Raw genomic sequence first — 16,071 nt, forward strand, 5'->3', positions numbered from 1 at the left:
GTTCCGCTTCCGTGGCGGATCGCCGCCCGGATGGCCGACATCGATCGCCTCCAGCCGCCGCGAGGTGCCGGAACCGTCTCACCCGTGACCGGCGGGCGTGAGCCTCACTCGTCCTCGGCGGGCGTGGGCCGTCGCGCGTGGACGAGCACCGCCAGGGCCACCACCAGGGCGCCCAGCAGCCAGCCGCCGACCACGTCCGAGGCCCAGTGGACGCCCAGCCAGACACGGGTCAGGCCCACGCCCGCGACGGAGAGCGCCGACACGGCCAGGGCCGTACGGAACAGGGGGCGGCCGGCGCCGTGGTGGTGCAGGAGCCACAGCAGCAGGCCGCAGACGACCACGGCCGTCATGGCGTGCCCGGAGGGGTAGGCCGCGTAGTGCGCCGAGTCGACGGGGTCCGGCCAGACCGGGCGGGGGCGACCGACGGCGGCCTTGAGGCCCTGTTGGACCAGGGCGCTCAGCAGACACGTCGTCCCCAGCCACAGGGCCGTCCACCAGGCCGCTCGCCGCCAGATCAGCCACACCGCGACCGCCGCGCACAGCAGCCGCATGGTCCACGGGTCCCACACCCAGTCCGTGAGGATCCGGAAGGCGTGGGTGACACCGGACTCGTCCACCGCCCAGCGGTGCGTGGTGGACGCGATGTCGTCGTCGAAGCTCAGCAGAGGCTGCCACCGGATCGCGACCAGGGTGAGCAGCACCGCGGAGCACGCGGTCAGGACACCGGCCGAGCGCAGGGCGATGCGCTGGTCCTTCGGGCGGGGCGGGGCGTCGACGGGCGGCGAGTGCATACTGCGATCCTCGCCGACCGACGGGGCCGGAGGCCAATTCCGCCGCGGATCGTCAGCCGAGTGCCCGCAGTGCGGGGACGAACGTCACCAGCACCGGGACCACCGGCACCAGCGCCGCCGTCGCCGTCAGGCCGAGCCGCCGCGCGGCCGTGAGCCGGTCCGGGGGAGTGAGCAGCCGGTTCACCCGCTGCGGCACCTGGCCCTGCGGGGTCGGGCAGGGGCCGAACACGCCCCGGTCCTCGTTCAGTTCCACGAGCGCCAGCGCGGTCGTCAGCCGTCCGAAGCGCCGGGAGGCCATGTCGTCCGCGGCCAGCTCGACGAGCCGGTGCATCTCGGCACGGAACGCGGCGAACACCGGGACCTGCGGGAAGCCGCCCGCCAGCGCGCCGGAGCAGTGCAGCAGCCAGTCGTGCCGGGCCTGCGCGTGCCCTTCCTCGTGGGCCAGCAGGGCGTCCAGTTGCCGCCCCTTCAGGCGGCGCAACGCGGCCGTGGTGATGACCAGCCGGGGGGTCGACCCGGGCAGCCACCAGGCGTCGGGGCGTCCGCCCTCCAGGACCACCAGAGGCCCGGCACCCTTCTCCTCGCCGGGCAACAGCGGGGCCCGCACCAGGAGTTCGGCCCTGCGCCGCCGGCGCCGCGCCCGCGCGCGTACGACCTCACGGACCAGCATCGCCGCGGTCCACGCCCCGCCGAGGGCCAGTGTCACCGCGGTCGTCGCCGCCCAGGTGCCGCCCGCACCGAGTGCGTACGCCTCCACGACCGCGGTCGGGGCGGGCGCGAAGACATGGCCGCGCACCGCCTGCCAGGCCGCCGCGGCGCTGAGCGTCATCGACAGCGCGCAGCACAGCAGCACGGCCGCCACCGCGCACTGCCAGACCCACAGCGCGACCACCGGTTCCCGGTCCGCCCAGTCGACCCGGGCGAGCAGCCGTGGGGCGACGACGGCGGTCAGCGCGCCGAGCAGCAGCAGTGCCGCGGGGACCATCATGGGGGCAGCCTATGAGGGGCGTGCCGCGCGGGGGTACGGCCGGTCACGGCAAAGTGACGCAGGACACGCGGGAGTTCACAGCGTCGCCAGCATCGCCACCATCGCGATCCCCATCGACAGCCGGCAGGCCCGCGCCAGCTCCGGCCGGTCACCCCAGCCGAGCGCGGCGCCCCCGGCGGTCGCGGGCACCAGCCGGACGCCGGACAGCAGGACGTAGCCCACGAAGTAGAGCAGCAGCACCCCGGTCAGGAGGGGGATCCCGGAACCCGCGTGATGCCCCGGCGAGGCGGCCATCACGAGGGCCATGTAGACCATGGCCGAGGCCCCCACCAGGTGATGCAGATGGTGAGGGCCGGTCCGCGCGGCCCACAGGGCCCGCACGGCGGCCGCGCCGAACACGACGACGTAGGCCGACCAGGCCCACGACGGGGGAGTGAAGACGGCCGCGGGTACGGCCATCGCGGCCATGCCGAAACCCATGAGTGCCTCGCCGCCCGCCGCGCGGCGCTGCTCCTCGACGTCGCTGCGCATCCGCAGCAGGCAGTACGCCCCGGTCGCCGCGCACAGCGCCACCAGCAGCCAGCCGGGCGAAGCCGGTCCGTGCACACGCGCCTCCCCCGCTCGACGGTCGGTCAGGGATGCGATGCCCAACCCCCGTGGTGCGCATACGGGCGCAAGGGTGTACACGGGGAGCATTCGACGGAGCGCGGCAGGTCAGCGTCGACGGCCCCTGTCGCTGTGGAATTCGTTTACGAGTAAAACACCTGTTAAGGTCTTTCGTATGAGCAGCGCCACCCCCCGCCTTCCCCTCGCCGGCGTCCTGCGCGTCGGCCGGCCCTCGGACATCTGGTTCAAGCCCGCCCTGAGCGTGGTCGTCGCGGTCGCCCCGCCCAACCTGACCCTGCTGGCCCTCGACCGCCTCGACCTGGCGATGTACACGATGGCCGGGTCCCTGTGCGCGCTGTACGCCCACAGCCGCCCGTACGCCGCCAGGGTCCGCGCCCTGGCGTGGGTGGTGCTCGGCATGGTCACCGGACTCGGCGTCGCTCTCGTCGCCGCCTCGCTCACCACCAGTGCCGTCGCGCTGGTCACCGTCGGCGCTGTGCTGGCCGCGGCGCAGAAGGCGCTGTGCGACGCGACCCGCATCGGCCCGCCCGGTAACGTGATCTTCACCTTCATCAGCTCCGCCGCCCTCTTCGCCCCGCAGACCCTCACCCAGGTCCCCGGCCACCTCGCCCTCGCCGTCGCGGCGGGCGTCTGGGCCTGGCTGGTCGGCATGGCGCCCGGCCTGATCCGCCCGCACGGCCCGGAACGCCGGGCGACGGCCCACGCCCTGCGGACCGCCGCCGCCCACGCCGAGCACCCCGACGACCCCCGCGCCAGGGCCGCGGCGGCCGCCGCCGTCCAGGCCGCCTGGCAGGCGCTGCTGTCCGCCGGCGCCCGCACCGCGCCCCGCCGCGCCCTCGACCGCCTTCTCGTACGCGCCGAGGTCGCCCTGGCCGCCCCCGCCGACACGGACCCGCGGCGCCTGCGGACCTGGGCCCGCGACCTGCGCGGCAACGGGCCGGTCCCGCGCACCGAGGACCACGGCGAGCTGCTGGGCATCGACGCCGAACTCGACCTCGGCCGCACACCCGCCCGGCGCAGGCTGGGCGCCCTCGCCCCGCTCGCCCTGCGCACCGCGCTCGGCTGCGGCCTCGCCGGGTACGCCTCCCTCGCCCTCGGTGTGGGCCGCCCCTACTGGGCCCTGGTCACCGCCGCCTCCCTCTACCAGGCCAACCTCACCCTCACCTGGAGCCGCGGCGTCCAGCGCGTGGTCGGCAATCTCGCCGGGGTCCTGCTCTTCGCCGCCGTCGTCCCGCTCGCGCATCTCGGCCCGGCCGCCCTCGTCCTGACCTGCCTCGCCTTCAACTTCGGCGCCGAGGCGCTGATCAGCCGCAACTACTGGCTCGGCAGCGTCTGCGTGACCCCGATGGCCCTGCTCGTCACCGAGTTCGCCGGCTTCCAGGAGCCCGGCAGGCTGATGGCCGAGCGCGTCGCGGACACCCTCGTCGGCGCCCTGGTCGGCTTCGTCGCCGCGCTCGTCGTCACCGACCGGCGCGCGGCCGACCGGGTCGAACACGCCCTGGCCGTCGTCGACCGCGCCCGCGAAGACGTCGCCCGCCTCCTCGCCGAGCCGGGCCACGCCCCGGCGGCCCTGGAGTCGGCGCGCCGCACCCTGGCCTCCGCGCTCGTCGAGCTGCGCGCCACCGTGGACGCCGCGTCCGGCGAGTGGTGGCAGCGGGCCCTGCCCCAGGAGCGGGTCGTACTCGCCGAGCAGGCGGGACACCGTACGCTCGCCGCGACGACCCGACACCGGACCAGCGCGACGACGGAGGACGTACGGCCATGACGGCGCAGAACAGCGGGGGAAGCGGCCCGGGGACGGACACCGTCGCGGCGGTCGTCCGGCAGTGGCAGGCCGTGCATCCCGGCCTGGACACCGCACCCATGGAGATCATCGGCCGGGTCAACCGCTGCGCGGCCCTCCTCCAGCAGGCCGAGGACGCCCCGCTGCGCCGGGCGGGCCTGAGCCGCCCCGAGTTCGACCTGCTGGGCGCGCTGCGCCGCACGGGCCATGAACTCACTCCCGGCGAGCTGGCCCGCGAGACCTTCTCCTCGGGTGCCGCCGTCACCAAGCGCGTCAAGCAGCTCACCGAGCGGGGCCTGGTCGAGCGCCGCGCCGACAGCCGCGACCGCCGGGTGGCCCACCTCCGCCTCACCGACGCCGGGCGCGACCTCGTCGACGGCATCCTGCCCGAGCAACTGGCGTACGAGACCGCCGTGCTGTCCGTCCTGGACGGGGGGCGGCAGGCCGAACTCGCCTCGCTGCTCGGCGAGTTGCTGACCCGGCTGGAGGGGCGACTCGGCGCGCTCCGCACCTGAACGGCAGCGGTCCGGGTTCGTCGAGCGGCTTACCGAGGGGGGTTACGGACCGGACCGCGATCAACCGGATCACCTCGGCCCCGAGTTGACCCGCGGCGGGGCACCGGTCCTGACAGCCGTGCCCGGGGGCGCTCAGATGCCGGGCCGGTAGCGGATCGGATGGTCGGCCGGCACCTCCACCAGCACGATCGGCGTGCCGTCCGGATCGGCGATCCACATCTCGATCAGGCCCCACGGCTCCCGCACCGGCGGCCGGACGATCGCCACTCCCTTGGCCACCAGCTCCTCGTGCGCGGCGGCCACGTCCTCGACCTGCATCCACAGCCGTACGGCCGCGGAGGCGGGTGTCTCGGAGCGCCCCGAGACCTCCAGGAAGCCGCCGCCGAGGAAGTAGACGGTGCCGCGCTCGGGTCCCGTGCCGAACTCGCGGTAGACGGCGAGGCCCAGCTGCTCGCCGTAGAAGGTCCGGGAACGCTCGGGGTCGGTGGGGCGGAGGAGGGTCCGGCCGCTCAGTACATGCACCATGCGGCGGAGCCTAGTGGGAGCGTTACGCTCGTCCCTGCCCGTGCCGTGCCCGAGAGCGGAGAGAACGCCCCATGACCGCTGGCCTCACCTTCCGTGACGCGACCGACGCCGACGTGGACACCCTGGTCGCCCTGATCGAGTCGGCGTACCGCGGTGACTCCAGCCGAGCGGGGTGGACCACCGAGGCGGACATCCTCCAGGGGCAGCGGACCGACCCCGACGGTGTCCTGGAGGTGATCAAGTCGCCCGACAGCCGGCTGCTCACCGTCGAGCGCGACGGCGAGGTCGTCGCCTGCTGTCAGCTCGAACACCGGGGGTCCCACGCCTACTTCGGGATGTTCGCGGTCAGCCCGAAGCTCCAGGGCGGCGGCCTCGGCAAGGTGATCATCGCCGAGGCCGAGCGCGTGGTGCGCGAGGAGTGGGGCGCCACGGAGATGCACATGACGGTGATCTCCGTGCGCGAGGACCTCATCGCCTGGTACGAGCGGCGCGGCTACCGCCGTACGGGCCGGATGACCCCGTTCCCGTACGGCGACGAGCGTTTCGGCATCCCGCAGCGGGACGACCTGCGGTTCGAGCTGCTGGTCAAGCCGCTGGTGTGACGTTCATGCGGAGCGTCAGGCGGTGAAGCGGGCGGTGCGCTTGATCTCCGGGTAGTCCGTGGTCGCGCCGTCCAGCTGAAGGGCCCGTACGATCCGCAGGTGGTCCTGGGTGTTCACGACCCAGCCGATGATCCGCAGGTCCGCCTTGCGGGCGTGCTCGACGACCTCCAGCGTGATCCGGCGGATGTTCAGGCACACCGTCGCGGCGCCGGCCTCGACCGCGCGCTCCACGATGTCGGTGCCGTAGCGGCTGCCGATCAGGGCGGTCCGTACGCCCGGCACCAGACGGGAGATCTCGGCGATCGCCTCGTCGTGGAACGAGGACACCTCGACGCGGCCCACCAGGTCCCGCCGGTGCATGACCTCGGCGAGCGCCCGCGCGGCCTGGAGGTCCTTGATCTCGGCCTGGAGCGGGGTGCGCACCGCGTCCAGCACCTCCTCGAAGACGGGGACGCGTTCCCCGCGGCCCGCGTCCAGCGCGCGCAGCTCCTCCAGGGTCTTCTCGGCGATCGCTCCGGACCCGTCGGTCGTGCGGTCCACGTCGGTGTCGTGCATGACGACGAGGGCGCCGTCCTTGCTGAGGTGCAGGTCGAGTTCGATGACGTCCAGGCCGGCCTGCTCGGCGGCGACGAAGGAGCGGAGAGTGTTCTCGGGTTCGAGACCCATGACCCCGCGATGACCGATGGTAAGGAAGTTCAAGGTTCAACTCGCTTCCGTCGACGGCGGCTCGGCCTCCGCGCGCACCGGAGCGGACGGCTCGCACGGACAGATCCGCAGCCTAGTGCGCCCGGCCGGTGATGTCCCGCGCGTACACGGGGGATCAGGCCGACGCCGGGGGTGGAGCTGCCCGGCAGGGCCCCGGGCGGTCACCCTGGGGTGGGCGAGTTGCGCGCGCATTGACCGTTCCGCCGCCCCAAGAGGATCACCTATACCCATCCGCGTGGCCTTCAAGGCATCCGACAGGAAAAAGTTCCGTGACCATGAGGGTGGGCAGGATAATTTCCTGAGGCTCCCCTTGCTGGAAGGAAGCACCTACGCATACGGTGTCCTGACGCGAGGTTCTCCAGCGGAGGATGGGACATGACGGAAATTCTTGTGCAGGCGGCGACGGGGGAGCAGGTTCCTCCCGTGACCAGGGTGGTGGAGCACCCGGCATGGCCCGTGCTCAAGGATGCCGTGGAGCGGATCCGCCCCTGGCAGTCCAAGGACGGGTCGATCGACTTCACCGCCGAGGGTGCCCCCGGGCGCGCCGAGGCCGAGGCCGTCGTACAGCAGGTCGTCGGTGCCGTGGAGGAGCTGTCCCCGCTGCTCCCGCACGACGCGGCCTACCACGGGGCCCTGGCGAAGGACCTCCGCCGCTGGGCCGAGGGCGGCTTCGAGGCGCCCGACTTCCTCGACTCGCTGCTGGCCTTCCAGCCCGCCGCGAGCCGCGCGGACGGCCTTCAGCACCTGGTCGTCTTCCCCATGTACACCCAGAACGGCAACCCCGACCGCAACCTCGAGGCGGTCGTGCTGCGCATGGTCTGGCCCGACTGGCTGGCCGAGCTGGAGCGCACGCGCTACGACAACCCGCTGTTCTGCGGCATCAAGTTCGAGGACTTCACGGCCGGTTACGACACCAACTCCGCCGTCCTCTTCCCCGAGACCATCGCCGTGCGCGAGGCGCCGGAACGATTCTCCTGGGGTGGCATCTTCTGCGACCGCGAGGCCGCCCGCTTCCGCAGGGTCACCGACGCCGCGGTCGGCATCCTGGGCCTGGAGCTGCCCGAGGACGTCGCCGCCATGGTCCATGACCAGAAGCGCTGCGAGGAGGCCTTCGTTCTGTGGGACATGGTCCACGACCGCACCCACAGCCACGGCGATCTGCCGTTCGACCCCTTCATGATCAAGCAGCGCCAGCCGTTCTGGATGTACGGCCTGGAGGAGCTGCGCTGCGACCTCACCGCCTTCAAGGAGGCCGTGAAGCTGGAGGCGGAAGGCGTCTCGCAGGCCCGTGACGTGCAGTTCGCGGTCCTCTTCGACCGCATGTTCCGCTTCCCCGTCACCGGCGAGCGGGTGCGCAACTACGACGGCCTCGGCGGCCAGCTGCTCTTCGCCTACCTGCACAAGCACGACGTCGTCCGCTGGACCGACAACAAGCTGCACATCGACTGGCAGCGCGCCCCGCAGGTCACCAACCAGCTCTGCGCCGACATCGAGCAGCTCTACCGGGACGGCATCGACCGCCCCAAGCTCGTCCACTGGTTCGCCGGGTACGAGCTGGTCTCCACCTACCTCGCCCCGCACCCCGGCTCCAAGTGGGCCAAGGGTCCGGACGCCCTGGACCTGACGCAGCCGCCGCGCAAGCTCGTCGATGACGTGCTTCCGGACGAGTTTCCGCTGAGCATGTTCTATGAGGCCCTCTCCAAGAAGCTCAAGAACGTGATCGCCAGCACCAAGGGCATCCGTGCGGAGAGCGCCGAGCAGGTCGCCGCGTGAACGAGCGTGGTACCGAGAACACTGCACGGCAACCTCAGGAGGCGAAGAACATGGCGGGGAACGGAGCTCTCAGCGGTGCGGTGATCGCGGTGGCCGGCGCGGGCGGACCCGCGGGCCGCGCGACGCTGCTGCGGCTCGCCGAGGCCGGCGCGACCGTCGTCGGTGCCGACAACGACCCCGAGCGCCTCGCGGAGGCGGTGGCCGCGGCGCGGGACGCGGGCGGCGGCGCCACCGTCACCGGTGAGCCCGTCGACCTGCTCGACCTGGAGTCCACCCGGGACTGGGCCGCGGGCATCGAGAAGGAGTTCGGCCGGGTCGACGGCCTGGTCCACCTCGTCGGCGGCTGGCGCGGCAGCGAGACCTTCATCAAGACGAGCCTGGACGACTGGGACTTCCTGGAACTGCTGCTCATCCGCACCGTGCAGCACACCTCGCTCGCCTTCTCCGAGGCGCTCCAGCGCAGCGACCGCGGCCGCTACGTGCTGATCAGCGCCGCCGGCGCGACCAAGCCCACCGCGGGCAACGCCGCGTACGCCGCCGCCAAGGCGGCCTCCGAGGCCTGGACGCTCGCGATGGCCGACTTCTTCCGCAAGGCGGGGGCCGGTGAGGAGCTCACCTCGGCGGCCACGATCCTGGTGGTGAAGGCGTTGGTGCACGACGCGATGCGCGCCGAGCGCCCCAACGCGAAGTTCGCGGGCTTCACGGACGTCAAGGACCTCGCCGGGGCCATCGTCGACGTCTGGGACAAGCCCGCCGGAGAAGTGAACGGAAACCGTCTGTGGCTCACCGAGAAGCCGTGAACCCTCCGAGGACCGACGCCCGCCGGCACCACGACCCGGACACCCGGGGCTTCGCCAGCGACAACTACGCCGGTGCCCACCCGGAGGTCCTCGCCGCCCTGGCCCTGGCCAACGGCGGGCACCAGGTCGCCTACGGCGAGGACGACTACACCGAGAACCTCCAGGCGATCATCCGCAGCCACTTCGGCGCCACCGCGGAGGCCTTCCCGGTCTTCAACGGCACCGGCGCCAACGTCGTCGCGCTCCAGGCGGTCACCGACCGCTGGGGAGCGGTGATCTGCGCCGAGAGCGCGCACATCAACGTCGACGAGGGCGGCGCCCCCGAGCGCATGGGCGGCCTCAAGCTGCTCACCGTGCCCACGCCGGACGGCAAGCTCACGCCCGAGCTGATCGACCGGCAGGCGTACGGCTGGGACGACGAGCACCGCGCGATGCCACAGGTCGTCTCGATCACCCAGAGCACCGAGCTGGGCACCCTCTACACGCCGGACGAGATCCGCGCGATCTGCGACCACGCCCACGCGCACGGTATGAAGGTGCACCTGGACGGCTCCCGGATAGCCAACGCGGCCGCCTCCCTGGACGTCCCGATGCGGACGTTCACCAACACGGTGGGCGTGGACATCCTCTCGCTCGGCGGGACGAAGAACGGCGCGCTGTTCGGCGAGGCCGTCGTCGTCATCAACCAGGACGCCGTCAGCCACATGAAGCACCTGCGCAAGCTGTCCATGCAGCTCGCCTCCAAGATGCGCTTCGTGTCGGTGCAGTTGGAGGCGCTCCTCGCCAAGGACCTGTGGCTGCGCAACGCCCGCCACGCCAACGAGATGGCCCAGCGGCTCGCCGAGGGCGTCCGGGCCGTGCACGGCGTGGAGATCCTTTACCCGGTGCAGGCCAACGGCGTCTTCGCCAAGCTGCCGCACGACGTGAGCGTGCGCCTTCAGAAGCGGTTCCGGTTCTACTTCTGGGACGAGGCCGCCGGGGTGGTGCGCTGGATGTGCGCCTTCGACACCACCGAGGACGACGTGGACGCGTTCGTCGCGGCGCTCAAGGAGGAGATGGCCGGCTAGTACGGCGGCCGGAAGGGCCGGCGGGTCCCCGGGCCCTTCCGACCGCCGTACCGGCGTTCTCCGCGCCGGTCAGCCGGTCAGCCGTTCACGACGATCGACGAGACGTTGTTCCGCAGGTTCGGGTCGAACCTCCCCACGGGAAGCTCGGTGTCCTCGGCCGTCTCCACGACCGCGCGCGCCCCGCGCACCACCTCGTCGATCCGCAGCTGGACGTCGACGGTGAACGACGCCCTGTCGTGCAGGTGGATCGGCGACGAGCAGTAGTAGGTCACCGCGGACGGGCCCTCGTCGGACGGCAGCTGGGTCCAGCAGTCCTCCGGAAGTCCGACGACCGAGGTGCCCGCGGGTGCCTGGAACCGCAGTGTGGCGACCGGTGAGCCCGCGCCCAGCGACGCCACCCAGGCCGGGCCCCGGTTGAACACGGTCATCCGGGCGGTGACCGTGTCCCCTGCCGCCCCGCGCACCCTGCTGCCGGTGACCTTGAAGTCGGCGGTGTTCTTGGCGTCGAGGGCGACGATCCGGTAGTTGTCGGACAGATCGACGTCGTCCTCCCCGGCCGCCGCCCGCTGCCCGGCCACCGGCCGGAGGTTCAGCTCGGGGCCCTCACCACGGGTCCACTCGAGGCCGCCGCGGGCCTCCTCCAGCGCCGCGTCCGAGTACGGCACCACCGAGTGGTCGAGCCGGTCGTACAGCGCCTGGCGGCCGATACGGAGCCTGGTCACGAGGTCGTAGCGCTGCCCGGGAGACACCTTCTCGTCGAGCACGCACAGCGCGCCCGTACCGATGGCGTTGTCGCGGTACTCACAGTTGGCGTGCCGCTCCTTGAAATGCAGTCCGTAGGACGCGTTGACCCACAGCAGCGTCCGCTCCACGGCCCGGTTGCCGTTGTTGGTGACGGTCGACCGGACCGTGTGGTCCGTGCCCGGCGTGAGACCCTGCTGCCACGGGGCCTGGCTCAGGCCGAGGTCCGGCCCGTTGCCCACGGTGATCCGGGTCTCGGCGTCGGACGCGGACAGTTCTCCGGCGGTGGCCGAGTACCGCACGTTCCCGGAGGCGTCGAGGCCCGCGTCCGGCAGGGCGCGCAGGCCGATCAGGGCGGCCGAGACGTCCCGCGTGCCCGCGGGCATCGCCGGGACGTCGCACACCGCCCTCGTCGCCGACTCCGGTGCGCAGTTGGCGGGCCACGACACCTGCGCGAAGGAGGCGATCTCGCTCGCGTCCACGGTCAGCCGGCCCGCGGGCACGGCGTTGTCGAGGTCGTCGTGACTGATCTGGACATCGAGTGTGCGTTCGCGCGCGCTGCCGTTCGCGTCCGGCGCCGGCAGCACGGTCCCGTACGGCGCCTGGATCCGCAGTTCGTCGGCCGCGGCGTGCACGGGCCCGGTCCCGACCGCGGCCAGCGCACAGCCGGCGGCGACCGCGGCTCCGAGCAGACGATGCTTCATGAGTTCCCCCTATGTCGGTGTTCGGTCGGCGGTCGAGACCTGCGGGGCGGGGGAGGGGTTGTAGACGGTCGCCGGGTTGCGGCGATGTTGAGCCGTTCTCGGAACGACAGAGCAGCTCGCGGATTCGAATGCATAGATATACGTTGGTCGGAAAGTTGATTGACTCGTGGTCGCGGCGCCACCTACGCTCTGCTGTCATGCAGATGATCCAGGAAACCGTCGACCTCTCCGCCTACTTGGCCGCTGACGAGGTGATCGACCATCACCGTCCAGTGGTGCGCGAAACCGCCGCCAGGCTCGCCGAGGGTGCGGCGGATTCGTATGACTATGCGCGGGCCGCCTTCGAATTCGTGCGCGACGCGATCCCTCACTCGCAGGACTCCGGCGACATGCGGGTCACCTGGCGGGCCTCCGACGTGCTCGAACAGGGCACCGGCATCTGCTACGCCAAGGCGCACGCACTGGCCGCGTTGCTGCGGGCCGAGGACATCCCGACGGCGCTCTGCTATCAGCGGCTGGCGCACGACGACGGGAGCGGGCATGCCCTGCACGGGCTGGTCGCGGTGCGGTTCAACGGGGCCTGGCACCGGCAGGACCCCCGCGGCAACAAGGCGGGCGTGGACGCGCAGTTCTCCCTCGACGGGGAGCGGCTGGCGTGGGTCCCGGACCCGCAGTCCAATGAGGTGGACTACCCGGTCCTGTATGCTGAACCTCACCCGACCGTGCTGAGCGCCCTCAAGGCGGCCCCCGACCGGCCGCACCTCTGGAAGGCGCTCCCCACCGCACTCTGAGGCAGCCGATGACCTTCTCCCTGTCCGTCTCCGACGACGTCCGCGCCCTCGCGCCCGGCTTCACGCACGTCGCGATCGAGGCGTACGGCCTCGTCAACGGGCCCAGCACTGCGGCGAGTTCGGCCCTCCTCGACGACGCGGCCCGGCGCCTGGCCGTACGCCTGGACGGGCGCGCGCCGCACGAGGACCCGCACATGGCCGCGTGGCGCGAGGTCTACACGGCGTTCGGGTCGAAGCCGTCGCGCACCCGCAACTCGGCGGAGGCGCTGGCCAGGAGGGCGCTGGCGGACGGCGGCCTGCCCCGGATCAACCTGCTCGTCGACCTCTACAACGCCGTCAGCGTCGCCCGTCTGATCCCGGTGGGCGGCGAGGACATCGACCGCGTCGAGGGCGGGATGCGACTCGTGCGAGCGGCCGGGGACGAGGAGTTCGTCACCGTCGCCGGCGGCGAGGAGGTCGTCGAACACCCCGACGCCGGTGAGGTGGTGTGGTGCGACGAACGGGGCGTGACCTGCCGCCGCTGGAACTGGCGCCAGGGCCCGCGCACCCGCCTCACCGAGGAGACCGTCTCCGGGATCTTCCTGCTGGAGAGCCTCGCCCCGATGCCGGTCCCCGAGGTCGAGGCGGCGGCGGCCGAACTCGCCGAGCTGCTGGAGAAGTTCAGCCCGGGCGCGCGGATCGAGGTTCGGGCTCCGGAATCGGCGAGCTGACAGGTCAGGGGCGGCATACGAAGTCGACTTCATGGCGGGCCCAGGCACGCAGGAGGTCGCCGTAGCCGTCGGGGACGGGGAGGTCGGGGAAGGTGGTGTCGTTGCCGGTGCGACGGGCCTTGATGTAGGGGCCGAGGTCGGTGAGGGGGCCTAGCACCGTCAGCAGTTGTTCGGTCTCGGGGGGCTCGCTGCACGCCTCCAGCGAGGTCAGGAGCAGCACAGCGGCTCCCAGATACCCGTCGGCGTTCAGCACGTCGGGGGCCGCAGGTTCCAGGGATGCCGAACTGAGGGCACCGACCATGCCGTCCAGGGGGCGGGACACGTCGTAGGGGTGCTCCGCCCAAGGAGGATGGGCACGCTCCCGCACCCAAGCGCCGACCGTGGAGCAGTCCCGTGGGGTGGTGTCCCACGGCGGCCGCGAGTCCGGCTCGTTGCCCAGGAGCACGAAAATGCAGCGGAAGGCGTACGGCGACCACATGTGTTCCGGGGTGAAGATGTTCAAGCTCCACCTGTCGAACAACGAGCTCAGCGTGAGGTCGCCGCTGTGGAGGTAGTCGCTCAGTTCGGCCAGTCCGTGGCCCAGACAGACGTCCAGAGCACCGATGTCGTCGCGGGCCGTTGCGCGAAACTGTGCCGCGTATTCGGTGATCTTCCCGCGAGCGAAGCCCCACCAGTAGTCGAACAGGTCCTGCGCGTGGATCGAGCCGACGCCGTGGGCGGCGTATGCGGCCAACAGCAGTCCGGTTCGGCGCCGGGATTCGTCCTCGGACGCCACGGCGTCGGCGATCGCCGCGGACAGTTCGTCTGCGACCAGGTCTCGGCTGTACCGGCAGTTGGTGAGCAGGGCGATGGCGGGACCGCTGAACTCGGCACCCATGGGATTCCCCAGCAGGAGGTGCTCGACTGCCTCCCTGGTCAGCCGGCGCACGATGCGAGGAGATGGATCCACACAGCTCAAGCAGCGTGACAGGAACGCGACCACGTTCCCGCGACCGGCGGCCGACCGGCGGCGCCGTTCGTCGAGCAGTGTGGTGAAGACGCGTTCCGCTCCGTCGACCGTCGAGCGGTCCTTCATCTGTACGGCCAACTGGCCTACGACGTCCCACTGCTGTCGGGCCACTTGAGGTGCTAGGCGGCGGGCCAGTGCCTCCGGGGTGTCGCTGAGGCCGGCGAGCTGAGCGGCGGCAAAGTACTCCAGGAACGTGCGGTGCGTGAAGGTGTAGAGGCTCTCTCCGCGCGCAGTCGTGCCCATCTCGCTGAACACCCAGGCGCGTCCACGGCAGAAGCCGACGAACTGGCGTGCAGCCGCCTCGGCCTCCGCGCGAGCCTCATAACCGCGGCCGTCCAGAAACTCCGCGACTCTGTCCACGAGTTCGCGCTCGGTCACGGCCGGGCTTTCGCCCTCCTCTGTCAGGAGCCAGAGGGCGACATGGCGCAGTGCGGGCTCGACCAGCCGTGACATCGTCACTTCCACATGAATGCGGCGCCGTACGTCCCACTTGTGGAACAGCAGCGCGGCGCACTGTTCGTAGACCTCCGGACGGCTGCGAGGGATGAAGCCCGTGCCGCGGTAGAGGATGCACATCAGGGCCAGCGTCAAGGGGTTGCTGCGCAGATCGGTGAGGTCCGCGCTGTCCGCCAGAAAGTCACGCGCGCTGCGCCCGGCCTCCTCGGGGGTTCCCTCCTCCTGCGCGAACCACTTTGTGACGTACTCCTCCGTCTGCTTCGGGCCGAACGAGCCGAGCTGGTAGCACTCGAAGAAGCGGTCGTCGAGGCGTGCCTCGTCGTAGCCCACGACTCGGGAGCTCACCAGGACCTGCGCCAGCGGGTACTTGGCGCTGAACAACTCGACGACCTCGGTCACTTCCCGCCGCCGGGTGGGGTCGAGCAGTTCGTCCAGTCCGTCGAAGACGACAGAGACCGCACCGCTCAGCAGCAGCCGGTCGACGGCGCCGGGCGGTGCGGTGCACTGGTAGTGGGTCTTGAGACGGTGCTCGATGTGGTCGACGACCGAGCGTCGCTCCCCGTCATCGACGGCGAAGTCACGGAGGACGACGAGGAACGGGAGCGGAGAGCTCGGGTCGGACGCTCTTCTGTGCATCAGGACCTGACAGGTGGTGGACTTGCCGCATCCTGGATCGCCCAGCAGCACGGTCCGGTCCAACACACCGTTCAGGTCCTTGATGTCGAGCGTCGGTGCGTCGCGATCCTCGTGCCTCTGGATTCGCGGACTCACATGGAGCGCCTCGATCGGCACCCTCCGCCGCCGCTCGAAATCCGGCGGCTCCAGTGCCCCGTGCGCGAACACCGCCTGCCGCCGGTACGCTCCGACGAAGGCCCGGTCCGCGGCGAGGCACTCGGAGTCGCGCAGGGACAGCGCCCGAGTGTGCCGCTCGATCGCGCTGAGTACGGTGGTGATGCGGGCCGAGAAGGCATCCTGGCGGACCTGGTTAACCAACGCCGGTTCTGCTCCGGCTAGTTGGCCCACGAGCGTGGCGATCTCCAGATCGCAGTGGTCGAAGAACTCCTCCGCGAGCCCTTCCGCAGCCACGTCGGGATCCTGAAGTCCGGCGGATGCGAAGAGGGGCGGCAGGGCGGCCCGTGCACAGGCCACGTACGCCTGCCGAAGCTGCCCGATCACGGCCTCCGGCACGTCCGTCAAGCGCGCCGCAAGCAGCTCATGCAGCACCGCCTGACTGTCGTCGCAGCGGAAGAACTCCGCCACAGGCTCGCCCGGCACGCCGTCCGGCAGCGCGAGACCGTCCCGTACTGGCGTCAGCTCATAGGTGTCGAACCAGCGGATCAGCGCCTGTTCAGCGGCGCCACCCCCCGCCGACTCCCGCCGCAGCCACCGAACCGTACCGGCGATGGCCTCGACGAGCACGCCGGCCGCAACCTCGGCAAGCACGCGGCTCGGTCCCCCTTTCCCGGGCATCGCCCGGTACGGCG

At 71.7% G+C, this 16,071-nt stretch carries 15 protein-coding genes; 8 read left to right on the forward strand and 7 right to left on the reverse strand.

Features of this window, described 5'->3' with window-relative positions:
• Window positions 1-104 precede the first annotated feature (104 nt).
• From ACH41F_RS29065 to ACH41F_RS29075, 3 genes are all read right to left on the reverse strand, one after another.
• The gene (locus ACH41F_RS29065; protein WP_398838151.1) at window positions 105-791 is read right to left on the reverse strand and encodes a phosphatase PAP2 family protein; all 687 of its coding nucleotides are present in this window, start codon (window positions 789-791) and stop codon (window positions 105-107) included.
• Window positions 792-843: 52 nt separating this feature from the next.
• The gene (locus ACH41F_RS29070; protein WP_398838153.1) at window positions 844-1,779 is read right to left on the reverse strand and encodes a M56 family metallopeptidase; all 936 of its coding nucleotides are present in this window, start codon (window positions 1,777-1,779) and stop codon (window positions 844-846) included.
• A 75-nt stretch (window positions 1,780-1,854) separates the two neighbouring features.
• Window positions 1,855-2,385: a DUF5134 domain-containing protein gene (locus ACH41F_RS29075; protein ID WP_398838154.1), complete on the reverse strand. Its 531-nt coding sequence runs from the start codon at window positions 2,383-2,385 to the stop codon at window positions 1,855-1,857.
• A 175-nt stretch (window positions 2,386-2,560) separates the two neighbouring features.
• Here ACH41F_RS29075 and ACH41F_RS29080 point away from each other — a divergent pair, with 175 nt between their 5' ends.
• Both ACH41F_RS29080 and ACH41F_RS29085 read left to right on the forward strand, forming a co-directional pair.
• The gene (locus ACH41F_RS29080) at window positions 2,561-4,171 is read left to right on the forward strand and encodes an FUSC family protein (protein ID WP_391242915.1); all 1,611 of its coding nucleotides are present in this window, start codon (window positions 2,561-2,563) and stop codon (window positions 4,169-4,171) included.
• The gene (locus tag ACH41F_RS29085; RefSeq protein WP_398838156.1) at window positions 4,168-4,704 is read left to right on the forward strand and encodes a MarR family winged helix-turn-helix transcriptional regulator; all 537 of its coding nucleotides are present in this window, start codon (window positions 4,168-4,170) and stop codon (window positions 4,702-4,704) included. Before ACH41F_RS29080 ends, ACH41F_RS29085 begins: the two co-directional genes overlap by 4 nt.
• Window positions 4,705-4,836: 132 nt before the next feature.
• Here ACH41F_RS29085 and ACH41F_RS29090 read toward each other — a convergent pair whose 3' ends face one another.
• On the reverse strand, window positions 4,837-5,229 hold the full coding sequence (locus tag ACH41F_RS29090) for a VOC family protein (protein ID WP_391242920.1): 393 nt from the start codon (window positions 5,227-5,229) through the stop codon (window positions 4,837-4,839).
• 71 nt (window positions 5,230-5,300) lie between these two features.
• Between ACH41F_RS29090 and ACH41F_RS29095 the strand changes: the two genes are divergently transcribed.
• Complete coding sequence (locus ACH41F_RS29095; RefSeq protein WP_398838158.1) at window positions 5,301-5,831, forward strand: GNAT family N-acetyltransferase; 531 nt, start codon at window positions 5,301-5,303, stop codon at window positions 5,829-5,831.
• A gap of 15 nt (window positions 5,832-5,846) precedes the next feature.
• Here ACH41F_RS29095 and ACH41F_RS29100 read toward each other — a convergent pair whose 3' ends face one another.
• Window positions 5,847-6,530 (reverse strand): glycerophosphodiester phosphodiesterase family protein, encoded by a 684-nt coding sequence (locus ACH41F_RS29100; RefSeq protein WP_391242926.1) that lies wholly within the window; start codon window positions 6,528-6,530, stop codon window positions 5,847-5,849.
• Window positions 6,531-6,911: 381 nt separating this feature from the next.
• Between ACH41F_RS29100 and ACH41F_RS29105 the strand changes: the two genes are divergently transcribed.
• Genes ACH41F_RS29105 through ACH41F_RS29115 form a run of 3 tightly spaced genes read left to right on the forward strand, consistent with a single transcriptional unit; the run spans window position 6,912 to window position 10,176 of the window.
• Window positions 6,912-8,309, forward strand: a complete 1,398-nt coding sequence (locus ACH41F_RS29105) for a DUF6421 family protein (RefSeq protein ID WP_398838159.1) — start codon at window positions 6,912-6,914, stop codon at window positions 8,307-8,309.
• A gap of 50 nt (window positions 8,310-8,359) precedes the next feature.
• Entirely contained in the window at window positions 8,360-9,109 is a 750-nt protein-coding gene (locus tag ACH41F_RS29110) for an SDR family NAD(P)-dependent oxidoreductase (RefSeq protein ID WP_391242932.1), read from the forward strand.
• Window positions 9,106-10,176, forward strand: a complete 1,071-nt coding sequence (locus ACH41F_RS29115) for a threonine aldolase family protein (protein ID WP_398838161.1) — start codon at window positions 9,106-9,108, stop codon at window positions 10,174-10,176. Before ACH41F_RS29110 ends, ACH41F_RS29115 begins: the two co-directional genes overlap by 4 nt.
• 77 nt (window positions 10,177-10,253) lie before the next feature.
• Here the strand turns inward: ACH41F_RS29115 and ACH41F_RS29120 are convergent, their stop codons facing one another.
• Entirely contained in the window at window positions 10,254-11,621 is a 1,368-nt protein-coding gene (locus ACH41F_RS29120; RefSeq protein ID WP_398838162.1) for a hypothetical protein, read from the reverse strand.
• 197 nt (window positions 11,622-11,818) lie between these two features.
• On the opposite strand from ACH41F_RS29120, the gene ACH41F_RS29125 reads away from it, so the two are divergent.
• Together ACH41F_RS29125 and ACH41F_RS29130 are read left to right on the forward strand one after the other, a co-directional pair.
• The gene (locus ACH41F_RS29125) at window positions 11,819-12,412 is read left to right on the forward strand and encodes a transglutaminase domain-containing protein (protein ID WP_398838164.1); all 594 of its coding nucleotides are present in this window, start codon (window positions 11,819-11,821) and stop codon (window positions 12,410-12,412) included.
• A gap of 8 nt (window positions 12,413-12,420) precedes the next feature.
• A complete protein-coding gene (locus ACH41F_RS29130; RefSeq protein ID WP_398838165.1) occupies window positions 12,421-13,122 on the forward strand; it encodes a B3/4 domain-containing protein in 702 nt (233 codons plus the stop codon).
• Window positions 13,123-13,126: 4 nt separating this feature from the next.
• Here the strand turns inward: ACH41F_RS29130 and ACH41F_RS29135 are convergent, their stop codons facing one another.
• Window positions 13,127-16,030 carry an NACHT domain-containing protein gene (locus ACH41F_RS29135; RefSeq protein WP_398838166.1) on the reverse strand — a complete coding sequence of 968 codons (2,904 nt, stop codon included), beginning with the start codon at window positions 16,028-16,030 and terminating at the stop codon, window positions 13,127-13,129.
• Between the last annotated feature and the right edge of the window lie 41 nt (window positions 16,031-16,071).

The sequence above is a fragment of the Streptomyces sp. NPDC020489 genome (genome assembly GCF_044386545.1).
Taxonomy (GTDB): domain Bacteria; phylum Actinomycetota; class Actinomycetes; order Streptomycetales; family Streptomycetaceae; genus Streptomyces.

Bases quoted from the DNA above. Each gene is read 5' to 3' on its own strand.
- ACH41F_RS29120 (WP_398838162.1), bottom strand. From the start codon at position 11,621: ATGAAGCATCGTCTGCTCGGAGCCGCGGTCGCCGCCGGCTGTGCGCTG.
- ACH41F_RS29080 (WP_391242915.1), top strand. From the start codon at position 2,561: ATGAGCAGCGCCACCCCCCGCCTTCCCCTCGCCGGCGTCCTGCGCGTC.
- ACH41F_RS29095 (WP_398838158.1), top strand. From the start codon at position 5,301: ATGACCGCTGGCCTCACCTTCCGTGACGCGACCGACGCCGACGTGGAC.
- ACH41F_RS29125 (WP_398838164.1), top strand. From the start codon at position 11,819: ATGCAGATGATCCAGGAAACCGTCGACCTCTCCGCCTACTTGGCCGCT.
- ACH41F_RS29130 (WP_398838165.1), top strand. From the start codon at position 12,421: ATGACCTTCTCCCTGTCCGTCTCCGACGACGTCCGCGCCCTCGCGCCC.
- ACH41F_RS29070 (WP_398838153.1), bottom strand. From the start codon at position 1,779: ATGATGGTCCCCGCGGCACTGCTGCTGCTCGGCGCGCTGACCGCCGTC.
- ACH41F_RS29085 (WP_398838156.1), top strand. From the start codon at position 4,168: ATGACGGCGCAGAACAGCGGGGGAAGCGGCCCGGGGACGGACACCGTC.
- ACH41F_RS29105 (WP_398838159.1), top strand. From the start codon at position 6,912: ATGACGGAAATTCTTGTGCAGGCGGCGACGGGGGAGCAGGTTCCTCCC.
- ACH41F_RS29090 (WP_391242920.1), bottom strand. From the start codon at position 5,229: ATGGTGCATGTACTGAGCGGCCGGACCCTCCTCCGCCCCACCGACCCC.
- ACH41F_RS29065 (WP_398838151.1), bottom strand. From the start codon at position 791: ATGCACTCGCCGCCCGTCGACGCCCCGCCCCGCCCGAAGGACCAGCGC.
- ACH41F_RS29110 (WP_391242932.1), top strand. From the start codon at position 8,360: ATGGCGGGGAACGGAGCTCTCAGCGGTGCGGTGATCGCGGTGGCCGGC.